This is a genomic window from Litoreibacter ponti (assembly GCF_003054285.1).
Classification (GTDB): domain Bacteria; phylum Pseudomonadota; class Alphaproteobacteria; order Rhodobacterales; family Rhodobacteraceae; genus Litoreibacter; species Litoreibacter ponti.
Map to the genome: position 1 here is coordinate 212,463 of NZ_QBKS01000001.1, position 13,076 is coordinate 225,538.

The 13,076-nt window shown below is 66.9% G+C and carries 13 protein-coding genes; 6 read left to right on the forward strand and 7 right to left on the reverse strand.

Going from position 1 to position 13,076, the window contains the following annotated elements:
• Nucleotides 1-101 precede the first annotated feature (101 nt).
• From C8N43_RS01135 to mdoH, 4 genes are read left to right on the forward strand one after another with little or no spacing between them, the layout of a single operon-like run.
• On the forward strand, nt 102-1,472 hold the full coding sequence (locus tag C8N43_RS01135) for a tetratricopeptide repeat protein (protein ID WP_107843868.1): 1,371 nt from the start codon (nt 102-104) through the stop codon (nt 1,470-1,472).
• Between the two features lie 33 nt (nt 1,473-1,505).
• Complete coding sequence (locus tag C8N43_RS01140; protein WP_107843869.1) at nt 1,506-2,801, forward strand: OpgC family protein; 1,296 nt, start codon at nt 1,506-1,508, stop codon at nt 2,799-2,801.
• Nucleotides 2,801-4,360, forward strand: coding sequence for an OpgD/OpgG family glucan biosynthesis protein (locus tag C8N43_RS01145; RefSeq protein WP_245912866.1), 1,560 nt, complete (start codon nt 2,801-2,803; stop codon nt 4,358-4,360). The genes C8N43_RS01140 and C8N43_RS01145 overlap by 1 nt, the downstream gene beginning before the upstream one ends.
• Nucleotides 4,357-6,243 carry a glucans biosynthesis glucosyltransferase MdoH gene (gene mdoH, locus C8N43_RS01150; protein WP_245912867.1) on the forward strand — a complete coding sequence of 629 codons (1,887 nt, stop codon included), beginning with the start codon at nt 4,357-4,359 and terminating at the stop codon, nt 6,241-6,243. Before C8N43_RS01145 ends, mdoH begins: the two co-directional genes overlap by 4 nt.
• A 3-nt stretch (nt 6,244-6,246) precedes the next feature.
• Here the strand turns inward: mdoH and C8N43_RS01155 are convergent, their stop codons facing one another.
• The 7 genes from C8N43_RS01155 to C8N43_RS01185 form a co-directional block, all read right to left on the reverse strand.
• Nucleotides 6,247-7,059: a CE1 family esterase gene (locus C8N43_RS01155; protein ID WP_107843870.1), complete on the reverse strand. Its 813-nt coding sequence runs from the start codon at nt 7,057-7,059 to the stop codon at nt 6,247-6,249.
• Nucleotides 7,056-7,520 carry a rhodanese-like domain-containing protein gene (locus C8N43_RS01160; protein WP_107843871.1) on the reverse strand — a complete coding sequence of 155 codons (465 nt, stop codon included), beginning with the start codon at nt 7,518-7,520 and terminating at the stop codon, nt 7,056-7,058. The genes C8N43_RS01155 and C8N43_RS01160 overlap by 4 nt, the downstream gene beginning before the upstream one ends.
• Nucleotides 7,520-8,080 carry an SCO family protein gene (locus C8N43_RS01165; protein ID WP_107843872.1) on the reverse strand — a complete coding sequence of 187 codons (561 nt, stop codon included), beginning with the start codon at nt 8,078-8,080 and terminating at the stop codon, nt 7,520-7,522. Before C8N43_RS01165 ends, C8N43_RS01160 begins: the two co-directional genes overlap by 1 nt.
• Complete coding sequence (locus C8N43_RS01170; RefSeq protein ID WP_107843873.1) at nt 8,077-8,649, reverse strand: hypothetical protein; 573 nt, start codon at nt 8,647-8,649, stop codon at nt 8,077-8,079. Before C8N43_RS01170 ends, C8N43_RS01165 begins: the two co-directional genes overlap by 4 nt.
• Before the next feature lie 11 nt (nt 8,650-8,660).
• Nucleotides 8,661-9,113, reverse strand: a complete 453-nt coding sequence (locus tag C8N43_RS01175; protein ID WP_107843874.1) for a hypothetical protein — start codon at nt 9,111-9,113, stop codon at nt 8,661-8,663.
• Between the two features lie 137 nt (nt 9,114-9,250).
• The gene (locus tag C8N43_RS01180) at nt 9,251-9,667 is read right to left on the reverse strand and encodes a VOC family protein (RefSeq protein ID WP_107843875.1); all 417 of its coding nucleotides are present in this window, start codon (nt 9,665-9,667) and stop codon (nt 9,251-9,253) included.
• Nucleotides 9,668-9,679: 12 nt separating this feature from the next.
• A complete protein-coding gene (locus tag C8N43_RS01185) occupies nt 9,680-10,234 on the reverse strand; it encodes an LOG family protein (protein WP_107843876.1) in 555 nt (184 codons plus the stop codon).
• 104 nt (nt 10,235-10,338) lie between these two features.
• Here C8N43_RS01185 and C8N43_RS01190 point away from each other — a divergent pair, with 104 nt between their 5' ends.
• Complete coding sequence (locus C8N43_RS01190) at nt 10,339-11,733, forward strand: LysM peptidoglycan-binding domain-containing protein (RefSeq protein WP_158269884.1); 1,395 nt, start codon at nt 10,339-10,341, stop codon at nt 11,731-11,733.
• Between the two features lie 90 nt (nt 11,734-11,823).
• Nucleotides 11,824-13,017: an oxidoreductase gene (locus tag C8N43_RS01195; RefSeq protein WP_107843877.1), complete on the forward strand. Its 1,194-nt coding sequence runs from the start codon at nt 11,824-11,826 to the stop codon at nt 13,015-13,017.
• The last annotated feature ends 59 nt before the right edge of the window (nt 13,018-13,076 follow it).

Here is a 13,076-nt window from a genome sequence, read left to right on the forward strand (position 1 = left end):
GTGACTATGGACGCGCGAACATAGACCGACGCTCCTCAATCGCTATCAGTGAAATGTGGGCTCGGCGCCCGCGCAAGAATCGGCAGCAAGAGAGAGCATCCATGTATCAAGACGTCTTCGGGCAGGACACGACCCTCAATTCCCGCGACGCGTTGGCCCATTGGGATGCCACGCTGATGGCTTTCATGGCCCATGGGGCCGCGACGCCGACCCATCTGGGCGCGACGCTTGAGGCCGATCCGGACTTCGCGCTGGGCCACGCCGTGAAAGGCATGTTCTATCTGCTGCTCGGCCGCCGGGAGCTGAACGACGTGGCCCGCGACGCGCTGGGCCTCGCCGAGGCCGCGGCGCTGACCCGGACGATTTCCGCCCGGGAGACCTCGTTCCTGAAGGCGCTGAAGGCGTTCTACGAAGGCCGCCCCTCTGACGCGATCTCAAACCTCGAAGACGTGCTGAAGGTCCATCCCGGCGACACGCTGGCGATGAAGCTGTCGCACGCGATCCGCTTCGTGCTGGGCGACGGCGTCGGCATGCGCGCCTCGGTCGAGGCGGTGATGCACGCCTACGGCCCGGATCATCCCGGGCGCGGCTACCTGATGGGCTGCCACGCCTTCACGCTGGAAGAGACCGGCGAATACGCCCGGGCCGAAACGGTCGGGCGCATGGGACTTGCTGTCTCTCCCGATGACGCATGGGGCCTGCATGCGGTCGCCCACGTCTACGACATGACGGGCAACGCCAAGGGCGGGATCGACTGGCTGACCGGTCGGGAAGAGGCTTGGGCCCATTGCAACAATTTCCGCTACCACGTGTGGTGGCACAAGGCGCTGATGCATCTCGACCTCGGCCAGACCGACACGGTGCTGGCGCTCTACGACACCGAGATCCGCGCCGACAAGACCGATGATTACCGCGATATCTCCAACGCGACCTCGCTTCTGAGCCGGCTCGAACTCGACGGCGTCAATGTCGGCGGCCGCTGGGAAGAGCTGGCCGACATTTCTGCCAACCGCACCGAGGATGGCTGCCTGATCTTCGCGGACCTGCACTACCTGCTGGCGCTGATCGGCGGCAAGCGCGAGCACGCGATCACCAAGCTGATGGGCCGGATGCACCGGGACGCCAAGGCCAACCGGGTCGAGATGGACCGTCGCATGGCGGCCCCGGGCCTGAGCGCCGCCGCCGGGCTCGAAGCGTTTGGCGAGGCGGATTTCAAGACCGCTTTCCTGAACCTCGCACGCGCGCGCAGCACGATGCAGCAGGCCGGCGGCTCCCACGCGCAGCGCGATGTGTTCGAGCGGCTGACGATTGATGCGGGCATCCGCGCGGGCTTCCTCGACGAGGCCGAGCGCATCCTGAAAGACCGCGTGCGCAAACGCTCCGCCGAGGATGGCTATGCCGCCGCCCGCTTCGATCTGATCGCCCAGGGGCGCGACGCATCCGCTTGCGCTGCCCGCGTGCCTGCTGAATAAGCGGGCCAACCGAGGCAGATCAAAGATATGACGATGGCCACGCTCAATCCTGCTGATGCTTATGCCGCCAGTCCGGCGGCCACTGGCACGTCGGGCGCTACCACGCGCGACCCGCGGCTCGACTTCTATCGCGGCATCGCGATGTTCATCATCCTGTTCGCTCATACGCCGGGCAATTTCTTCACCTCCTGGATCCCCGCCCGCTGGGGCTTCTCGGATGCCACCGAGATCTTCGTGTTTTGCTCGGGCATGGCCTCGGCCATCGCCTTTGGGCGCACGTTTGATCGGGCGGGTTGGGCGCTTGGCACCGCGCGCGTCGCCTACCGCGTCTGGCAGGTCTACTGGGCGCATATCGGGATGTTCTTCTTCATCGCGATGATGCTGGCCTTCTGGGACAGCTTCGGCATCTTCGAGAAGACCTATATCAACACGCTGAACCTCGTGCCGTTCTTCGAGGGCGTCACCCGCAAGGGGGTCGAGCTGGCCACCACCGCCGACCAGTTGGTGGGGCTGTTCACGCTGACCTATGTGCCGAACTATTTCGACATCCTGCCGATGTATATGATCATCCTCGTGATGATGCCGTTCGTCATGGCGCTGAGCCGCGTGAATATCTGGCTGATGTTCGCCGTGATCGCCACCGTCTGGCTGTTCGCGCAGCGCGGTCTGCTGGCGTGGATGGGGGCGGAGCATCTGTGGCTGTCACTGCCCGCGGAGCCGTGGTCGGAGCGTCACTGGTTCTTCAACCCGTTCGGCTGGCAGCTGATCTTCTTCACGGGCTTTGCGTTCATGCGCGGCTGGATTCCCGCGCCGCCGGTCAAGACGTGGCTGATCGTCGTGGCTGCGGTGATCGTGGTGGCGAACATTCCGCTTTCCAACATCGGAGTGCGGGCGGTGAACCGCGAGTGGTTCGGTCTGGCGTTCGAGAACAACCCGGTGATCAACTGGCGCGTCTCCAACAAGCCGCTAATCGACAAATCCGCCTTCGGCATCCTGCGCTACGTGCATTTCCTGGCCTTGGCCTACCTTGCCTGGGTCGTTGCGGGCGTCGGCGGGCACCGCCTGATCGCCAAGGGCCACTCGGCGCTGTCGCGCAGCTGGGACACCATCGTGCGCGTGATCATGAAGGTGGGCCAGCAGAGCCTTGCGGTCTTCGTCTTCTCCATGGTCTTTGCGCGGATTTCCGGCTTCACCATGGATCAGGTCGGGCGGGAAACGGCCACCGTGGTTTTGGTGAACCTGACGGGTGTTGCAGCGCTCATTCTGGTTGCCTACTTCGTCGCCTGGATCAAAGCTACGCCCTGGAAACCCAAGAGGACGCCTGTCTGATGAGCCTCGACCGCCGCACCTTCCTGATGATGCTGGGCGCCGCCTCCGTGGCGGGGCCTGCCGGTGCGCTGCCGATGTTCAAGGGCGAGGCCAGGCCGTTCTCGCGCCTGTGGCTGAAACAGGAAGCCGCGCGGCTGGCGGGCGAGGACTACCAGCCCATGCCCGAGGTCGACCAAAGCTGGCGCGACCTGACCTATGACCAGTACCGCGCGCTGGTGTTCGACACCAAGAAGTCGCTCTGGTCCGACACCGACCGGGCCTTCCAGATGGACCTGTTCCATCCCGGCCTCTACTTCCCGCGTCCGATCGAGATCAACGTAGTCGAAGGCGACGAGGCCCGCACGCTGGCCTTCGATCTGACGCTCTTCAAGCGCTACAAGCAATTCCCGAAAGAGCTGGTCGACAAGGCCATGGACGAGGACCCGATGGACAGCAAGCTGGGCTATTCCGGCCTGCGCCTGCGCCACGAGCTGTCCAAGCCCGGCAAGTTCGAGGAATTCATGGTCTTTCAGGGCGCATCCTACTTCCGTGCCATCGCGACGGGGCAGAATTACGGCCTGTCGGCCCGCGGCCTCGCGCTCAACACCGGCGATGCAGCGGGGGAGGAATTCCCCGAGTTCACCCGCTTCTGGGTCGAGGCCCCGGGCGAGGATGCGAGCGAGATCATCGTGCACGCGCTGCTCGACGGCCCGTCCACCACGGGCGCCTACAGCTTCACCATCACCCCCGGCGCGCCCGCCCATGTCGCGGTCGAGGCCACGCTTTACCCGCGCACCGAGCTGACCCATGTGGGCATCGCGCCGCTGACCTCGATGTTTCTGTTCGATCAGACCAACCGCACCCGCTTCGACGATTTTCGCGAGGCGGTCCATGATAGCGAGGGGCTGCTGGTTTATAACGGCGCGGGCGAGATGCTGTGGCGGCCGCTGGCCAACCCGGCCACCTTGCAAGTATCCAGCTTCGTCGACGACAACCCGCGCGGCTTCGGCCTGATGCAGCGCGCCCGCGAGGTCGAGGACTTCGCCGATCTCGAGGCGCATTACCACAACCGCCCCTCGCTCTGGATCACCCCGGATGGCGGCTGGGGCCGCGGCTCTGTCACGCTGGTCGAAATCCCGGCGGACAAGGAAATCTACGACAACATCGTGGCCTATTGGCGCCCGCGCGAGCCGCTCGCCGCAGGGCAGGAGCACGACTTCGCCTACCAGATGCATTGGGGCGGCGAGCCCGAGGGCGTGCGCCCGGTGGCCCGCGTGCTGAACTCGCGCATCGGCAAGGGCTATGACAAGACCAAGCCGTACTCGATCATCGCGGTGGATTTCGCCGATCACGAGGCGTTCGGCACCGAGGAGAAAGACCTCGACGGCATCACGCGCTTCATTGGGGCCAATCGCGGCGAGGTGACCGAGGGCGTCTTGCAGCGCAACCCGGGAACGGGCGGGGTGCGGCTGGCGTTCAAGTTCGAGCCCGGAGAGGCGACCTCCGCCGAATTCCGGGTGCAGCTGGTGAAGGATGGCAAGTCGTTGACGGAAGTCTGGCTTTACAGGTGGACCGCATGAACGCGCTGACCGATGTCACCCCCGCGCCGATGATGCCGCCCGAGCGGCCGTTGGCCTTCCCCACGCAGGATTTGTCCCGCGACTTCAGCGATGGAGCCGCGCCGCAGCTGGCCACCAGCCGCGGCACGTCGATGTGGCGCTGGGCCACCTTTCTGCCCGCACTTCTGACCACCGGCGCGCTGATCGCCATGTTCACCGACTGGTTCGCCATGGGCGGTTTGTCCCTGTTCGAGGGCTTGCTGATCGCGCTCATCGCGGGCACGTTCTTCTGGATCGCCCTATCGGTCTCCACCGTGACCGTGGGCCTCGCCGCCATGCTGCGTCCGCGCCCACTGGCGACGACGCCCGCCGCGCCGCAAAACGTGGCGCTGCTGGTGCCGGTCTATAACGAGAACCCGTCCGACGTGTTCGGAAATGCCTGCGCGATGCTCGAAGAGCTCGACGCGATGCGCCACCCGCACCATTACACGCTGTTCATCCTCTCTGACACGCGCGACGAGACCATCGCCGAGCAGGAGCTGCGCGCCTTCGCGACCTTGCGCGCGCAACTGCCGGAGCATGTCGCGCTGCACTATCGCCGCCGCCCGGACAATATTGACCGCAAGGTCGGCAATCTGGCCGATTGGGTCGCCCGCTGGGGTGGGGGGTATGAGGCGACGCTGGTGCTCGACGCCGACAGCCTGATGTCCGGCTCCGCCATCCTTGCGCTGACCGACGAGTTGGCCCGCGACCCGTCGGCGGGCCTGATCCAGAGCTTCCCGCAGCTCTTCGGGGCAGAGACGCTTTTTGGCCGGGTGCAGCAGTTCTCGAACACGATCTACGGTGCAGCCCTGGCCGAAGGTCTGGCCAAATGGGCCGATCACGAGGGCAATTACTGGGGTCACAACGCTATCATTCGCACCGCCGCTTTCGCGTCCTGCGCGGGGTTGCCGCGGCTTGATACGTTCCGCTCCAAGGGCGCGCTGATCCTGAGCCACGACTTTGTCGAGGCAGGACTCTTGCGCCGCGCGGGCTGGGGCGTGCGCTTCGTGCCGCAGGTGAAAGGCAGCTATGAAGAGGTCCCTGCGACCCTGATCGACTACGTGCTGCGCGACCGCCGCTGGTGTCAGGGCAACCTGCAGCACCTGAATATCCTCGGCTCCAAGGGCTTCCATCCGGTGACCCGCTTCCACCTGTTCCACGGCGCGATGGGCTACCTGCTCAGCCCCGCATGGTTCGCACTGCTGACCGTCTGGGCGCTGATCGGCAAGGGCGAAGAGGCCAACGTAATCCGCTACTTCACGGGCGAGAACCCGCAGGTGGCCTGGCCCGAGATGAGCACCGTGTCGAACTTCGCCATCCTGGTGTTCATGTACGGCATGCTGCTTGCGCCCAAGTTCCTTGGCGCGGTCGCTTTGCTGCGTACGGGACCAGCCTTGCGGGACCTCGGCGGTGCGGCACAATTCGCCTTCAGCTTCGTGTCCGAGATCGTGATCTCGGTGCTCTACGCGCCGATCCTGATGGTGCAGCAAACCATCGCCGTGGCGCGCACCGCCCTTGGCTACAAGGAGCGCTGGACGCCGCAATCGCGCGGCGGTGGGCGCTACTCGCTGGTGACCGTGATGAAGTTCCACGCGGTCGAAACCGTGGCGGGCGCCTTGTTGGTCGCGGGCCTGTTCGAGGGGCTGGTGACGCTTTGGCTGCTGCCCATCGCCGTGTCGCTGGCGCTGGCGGTGCCGCTGTCGCTGATCTCCGGCGCGCGGTTGACGCGCCACGCCTGGACCGCCCGCCAGCTTGGCACGGCAGAGGTGTTCAACGCCCCAGACATCATCCGCCGCGCCAAGGAGGAACGCTCCCGGCTGCGCGCCATGCTGGACCGGGCGGAGCGCTTCCCGGCAGAATAGCCGTCACTCCAACCCTTCAAACCAATCCAGCGCGAGCGTGGACCAGCCCTTGGGAATGCCGTGTGCGCCCGGATGCATGACGAATTCCAAAGAGCCCGCCTCGCAGCTCTCCCACTTACGGCGCCAGAAGTCTTCCGAGGTCTCGAACGTATCGGCGCGCAACCCGGCGCAGCCATTGGTCTCGCGCCAGATCTGCATCCCGTAGAACACGTCGCCCTGCAGGATATCGAAGGAGCGCAGCGGGCGGCCCTCCAGCGGCACGGTCTTGTCGCGCCAGCCATGGGTGTGCAGCAGATCGACCGGGCCGGCGCAGGCCTCCATGTCCGGGTGAGGGCGCCAGAAGCTGCCCGCCACGGGCGCGTAGGCGCGGGCGAGGGTCGGGTCGTCGCAGGCGAGATAAGTCACCATGGAGCCGCCGATAGAGAAGCCGCCGAGCAGGATCCGGTCGGGGTCGATGCCGTGGTTGTCTGCGGCGTCCTCGATCACTGCGCGGATGAAGGCCAGCTCGTCGCGCTGCGCGGGCCGGTCGGGGTGAAATGACCAGCCCGGCCCGAAGCGCGAGTTGGGCCGCTTCAACCCGTTGGGGCCGATCACCGCGTAGCCGCGCGCGAGGATCGGGCCACCCATGCGCAGGATGCCCGTGCCTTGCCCGCCCGCGCCATGCAGGAACACGACCGCGCCCACGGGGCCGTCCGCCCCTTCGGGTATCGCGATGTGGTAGCTCCCGGTCTCGATTTCGCAGGGCTGATCCGCAGCCCCGCAGGCCAGCGCGGGAGTGGCAAGGAGCGTGAGCGCCGCCGCGAGCAGATGCCTCATTTCACGACCGGCAGCCCGCGTTCGATCCAGCCGGGCCCGGCGCGCGAGCCGAGCATGCCCTCGGGCACATCAATGATATTCGTGAACCCCGCCTCGGTCAGTCGGTTGGTGAGCCGCGCCGAGCGCACGCCGCGCGCGCAGATCAGCGCGACCGGAGCGTCGGTGCGCCCGCCCGCGAGCGTTTTGAGCGCGTCGGTGAAATCCTCGCGGCGCATGTCGAGCCGCGCCGCGCCCTCGCCGGTTCCGGTCCTGTCCCATTCGTCGGGACGGCGGATGTCGACCAGCAGGATATCGCCCGCCACCGCCTGCGCGTGCGCCTCGGGCGCTGTGAGCTTGGTGGCGGCGGAGGCCTCGGTGATTGCGGCGTAGAACAGGTTGCGCCCGCCCGCCGCAAAGAACGCGCTGCCCGCAACAGCGAGGGCGCCGCCGGTGAGCAGCGCGCGTCTCGAGAGCTTGGTCATCAGCTGGCCGGCCCGATATATTTCTCGACGATCCCGGCGGCGACCTCCGCGGGCACCACGGGGGGCACGAGGGTCAGCAGCGCGCCGTCGGCGTCGAGCAGGTAGACGAAGCTGCCATGGGCGTAGACGGGCCCGTATTCGGGATCGAAGAAGACCTCCTCGGTCTCGATCTGGTAGGCGTCATAGGCGACCTGCAAGGCGTCCTCCGCGCCGGTCAACCCCACGAAATCTTCATGGTGCTGCGCCAGCGCGGAGCCGAGCGTGTCGACCGTGTCGCGCGCCGGGTCGACGGTGATCATCACCGGCGTGATCTCCAGCCCACGGGCGGCCACCGCATCGGCCACATCGGCCATCAGCGGCAGTACGGCGGAGCAGATCTCCTGGCAATTGGCGTAGCCGAAGAAGAGAAGCTGCGCCTTGCCGTCGGGGTCGGCCTGCGTCCGGGTCGCCCCGGTCTGGTCGATAAGCGTGTAGTCCCCGCCCAGATCAAAGGGCAGGGGGGATTGATCCGCCAGCGCCGGGGTGCCGAACGCGAGCAGGGCAAGGCCAAGTCGGATCACTCGAAGAGCTCCTTCTTGAACGCCTCGTCGATCTCGAGGCCAAGGCCCAGATGGCCGCTGTCGGCGATGATCGCATTGACGCGCGGGTCACGGCGGAACCAAGGGCCTTTGCCGCCTGCATCCGGATTGGCGGCCTCCCAGGCCTTCGTCCAGTTGCGTGCCTTCACCGGTTCCGCGCCATCGGCCGCGATGGTCTGGACCTGGTAGATATTGGTGGCACCGGGGATATCCGGGTCTTCGATAAGCAGGCCGTCGACGGTCACGCTCTGGCCGCAAAACGGCAGCAGGTCCACGACGGCACCCTGGAAGCCCGTCTGGTTGTTCTTGTTGGGGAAGACCAGCACACCGTCGGCGGCGCGCAGCAGCCCGAGCTGGCGGGTGCCGTCGCCGCAATTCTCTGCGCAGTCGCCGGTCACCTCGCAGGTGATGTCGACCACTGTCGCCTCGAACTTGGCGGGGCTTTCGGCATAGAGGTTCCAGCTGCGCGCCTCGGACCCTTCGGAGAAATCGGCGGCGGTGGCGGCGGCAGGGATGGCCAGCAGGGCCGCGAATGCAAGATACTTCATCATGGTCTGGGCCCTCACTTCTTCGGCTTCGGAATGGCGAAGCCGGGGATCACCCCGTAATCTTCGTGGTTGAGGTTGGTGATGCCGTGGTCGGTCACGACCTCCTCGACCACCAGGTAGTTCAGCCCGTCGCGCTTGTAGAGCATCCCGTCGGCGGTGATCTCGTGGCTGGCGAGGTTCAGGTTCGTATCGCCGCCCGCGTTGTTGTCGTCGCCTTCGATCTTGAGGACCATGTAGACCTCCCCATCCTCGCCCAGCAGCCCCACGGGAATACCGCCAGCCGAGCACCACAGCGCGCAGGTATGATGCGCGGAGCCGACCACCGCGTCCGGCCCGCCCATGACGCCCGAGAAGTAGCACCACGTGTCGATGATCTCGCCGCGAACCTGAATGCGCTCGCCCTCCGAGGCCGCATAGGCCGGGCTTGCCAGCGCCAGCGCGGCGGCGATGAGGGGGGTGAATTTCATGGGGGATCCTCCGGTGTTGTGATTCTGTGTCGCAGCCTAGCAGGGAACGCTTGCCCTTGGGTCATCACGTCTTGGGGAGCGATTGCCGCGCGTCCGAACCTTCACGCTGCGCGTCCGGCGCAGCAGCAGATGGGCGTTCAGTCGTCGCGCCCAGGCTCGTCGGGGTTGCTGGAAAACAGCGCGATCTTGTTGCCCTGCGGGTCGCGCAGATAGCCCACGTAAAATTGCGGGCCGTAGGCTGCGCGGAAGCCCGGCGCGCCCTCGTCTGTGCCACCCGCGGCGCAGGCAGCCGCATGCAGGCGGCGGACCTCGGCCTGGCTGCGCGCCTCGAACGCCACCATCGCGCCATTGCCGGCGGAGGCGGGTCGCCCGTCGAAGGTGGGTTTGACGTAGAAATCGGGCGAGACCGGAGAGGCGCCGGGCGGGGTGGGCAGCACGTAGCTCAGCCCCTCGGGGCCTTCGGTCAACCCGTAGCCGAGAGGCGGCAGAATGGCGGAGTAAAACGCCCGGGCGCAGGCGATGTCATCGGCGCCGACGGTGACGTAGGAAATCATAGCGTGCCCCTCTCAGCCGAGCGCCGTCTCGAGGCCCGCGGTCAGGGCCTCCACATCCGGCATCACGGAGACGAACTCCAAAAGGCTCGCATCGGCGAACCCCTCGGTCACCACATTGTCCATCAGCGCCACCAGCGGGTCCCAGTAGCCCGCGATATTGAGCAGGCAGATGGGCTTTTCATGCAGGCCCAGCTGGCGCCAGGTCAGCACCTCGAAGAACTCGTCGAGCGAGCCCGCACCGCCGGGCAGCACCACGATGGCGTCGGCGTTCATATACATCACCTTCTTGCGCTCATGCATGGTCTCGGTGATGACAAAGGTGGTCAGGTCGCGCTTGCCGACCTCGCGCTCGAACAGGTGGGTGGGGATCACGCCGAAGGTCTCGCCGCCCGCAGCCTGCGTGGCCTTGGCGACCTCGCCCATCAGCCCGACATCGCCCGCGCCGTAGACCAGCCGCCAGCCATGGGCCGCCAGCGCGTGCCCGAGCGCGTTGGCCGCGGCGCGGTAGGCCGGGTTCGCGCCGAAGCGTGAGCCACAATAGACACAGACGGACTTGGCATCGGACATGGGGGGCTTGCCTCGCGCAGAAGTGGTTTGCCTCCTTCTATGGGGCCTGTAAGGTTGCCGCAACGCCCTTTGGGACAGGGCACGGGGGAAGAAGGAAAGCTGCTATGGCCATTTGGTCAAGATTGGGGCTGAGCGGGCCCGCAGCCGCCGCCGGAGGCGCGGTGCTGGCGCTGATCTGTGTCGCGGTTTTGCTGTGGTACATTGGCCCGCCGCAGACCGAGGAGCAGGCGGTGGAAACGGCCGCGCTGTCCGAGCCCGTGTCAGAAGCTGCACCAGAGCCCGCGCCCGAAGCGGCCCCTGCGCCTCAGGTCGCGCCGGAACCCGCCGCAGACCCCGTTGCGACCCCGGCACCTGCGCCTGAACCTAAACACGAACCTGCGCCTGAGCCGCAGCAGCAGATCGCCCAGACACCCGAGCAGCCCGAGACCGCGACAGTCGAAGCGCCCGCGCCTGATCCGGCACCCGAGCCTGCCCAATCGCCCGCACCGGAACTGACCCCGCCCGCTTTTGACGTGGTGCAGGTTCAACCCGACGGCGGCGGCGTGATCGCAGGCCGCGGGGTGCCGGGGCGTCCGGTCAAATTCTTCCTCGATGGGGAGGCCTTCGCCGAAGCGACCGCAGACCGCTCCGGCAAGTTCGGCCTGGTGCTGGATTTCCCGGCTTCGGACGCGCCGCGCGCGCTCTCCATGGCCTCGGTCCTGGAGGATGGCAGCGAGCTGCCGTCGGGCGGCACGTTGCTGATCTCGCCCGTGCGCCTTGCGACGCCGGAACCCGCACCTGAGCGCGATACCGAAGAGGTCGCGCGCGAAGAGCCGGAGGCGCCAGCACCGGACCCGACGCCGGTCGAGACCGACGTCGCGCAGGCCCCGGAGACGCCCGAAGTCGCGCCCAATGGCCCCGAGCAGGCGACAGCGGAGCCGGAACCAGAAGTCGCGCCCGCGACGCCCGCGGCCCCGGCGGTCGTGCTGGCCGATACCACCGGGGTCTCGGTCATCCAGCCCGCGCCGCGACCCGCGGCCCCGCAAGACGATGACACCGCGCCGCAAGTCGCCAATGTCGTGATCGACACGATCACCTACGACACCGAAGGCGAGGTGGCGCTGACCGGGCGCGGGGCCAGCGAGGGTTTCGTGCGCATCTACCTCGACGGCGAGCCGGTGACGACCACGCAGATCGCCGAGGATGGCGGCTGGCAAACCCCACTGCCCGAGATCGATGCGGGCGTCTACAAACTGCGCGTCGACGAGGTGTCCGAGACCGGCACCGTGACCAGCCGGGTCGAGACGCCGTTCCAGCGCGAGGCGCCCGCCGTGGTGGCCTCTGCCCCAGTCGGGCCGCAGGCGGTGACCGTGCAGCCGGGCTTCACGCTTTGGGCCATCGCGCTCGACCGCTTCGGCGACGGGATCGAATATGTGCGGGTCTACGAGGCGAACCGCGACCTGATCCGCGACCCGGACCTGATCTACCCGGGGCAGGTGTTCACGATCCCGGAAGGGTAGGCACCGCGCGCGCTTTGCAAAATCGCTCTTTCCCTCCCGCGCGCTACGGGTAGTCTCCAACACTCGGTCCTGAAGGTGAAAGGTCGGCGCATGATCCCCAACAGCTCTGCCCTGTTTGAACCGCTGACACTGCCTTGCGGGGTGGTGCTGAAGAACCGGATCATCAAGGCGGCGATGTCGGACTCGCTGGGCGATGGGCGGGGGGACCCGAGCGATGCGCAGATCCGGCTCTATGAGCGGTGGGCGGATGGGGGCTTGGCGGCCTCGATCATAGGCGAAGTACAGGGCGATCCGCATTTTGCCGAGAAGCCCGGCAATCTGGTGCTGACTACCACGTCGAATGAGGCACAATTCAAGCGGCTGGCGGAGGCGGGCAAACGCAATGGCGCGCAGCTGTGGCTGCAGCTGGGCCATGCCGGCGCGATGGCCTATCCGCCGATCAGCACGCCGAAAGGGCCGAGCGCGCTGGATGTGCCAGGTCTGACTTGCGGGGCGCTGAGCCTCGACGAGGTCCAGGCACTGCCCGCAGCCTTTGCCGCGACGGCGGTGCGCGGCAAGGATTTGGGCTTTGCCGGCGTGGAAATCCATGCGGCACACGGGTTCTTGTTGAGCCAATTCCTGTCGCCGCTCTTCAACACGCGCAGCGACGGCTATGGCGGCACATTGGACGGGCGGATGCGGCTGGTCCTGGAAGTGGTCGATGCGGTGCGCGCAGCCGTGGGGTCGGAGTTTCCCGTCGCGCTGAAGTTGAACGCGACGGATCAGTTGGAAGGCGGCTTTGTCGAGGACGAAGCACTTCAGGTCGTCGCGGCCTTGGATGGCAGGGGCATCGACCTGCTCGATATCAGCGGGGGGACGTATTTCCCCGGCGCGCGCTCTGCGTCTGACAGCGCGGGAGGCGGGCCTTACTTTGTGGAGTTCGCTAAGCGCGCGCAGGCGGTGACCGATATGCCGTTGATGGTCACAGGCGGGTTCAAGACCCGCGCGGCAGCAGAAGAGGCCGTCGCCAGCGGCACGGTCGACGTCGTGGGGCTGGCACGCGCGTTGGTGCTGGACCCGAACTTGCCCCGCATATGGGCTCACGAGCAGGGCGATTTGACCTTCCCGCGCTTCCAGAATCCGGGCGAGGGCGCGATCACGGCGTGGTACTCCATGCGCCTGACCGAGATCGGCGAAGACCGCGAAACGGACGCGCTGCCGGAGCTGGAGGCGGCGATGGAAGCTTATGTCTCGCGCGACGTGGCCCGCGAGGCGCTGTGGCGCGCGCGGTTCGGGCCTGCATAAGCTCTGGTCCTTCCGGGGTGCGCGCCCTAAGTTGCGGAGCCTGAGACAAGAGAAAGTTC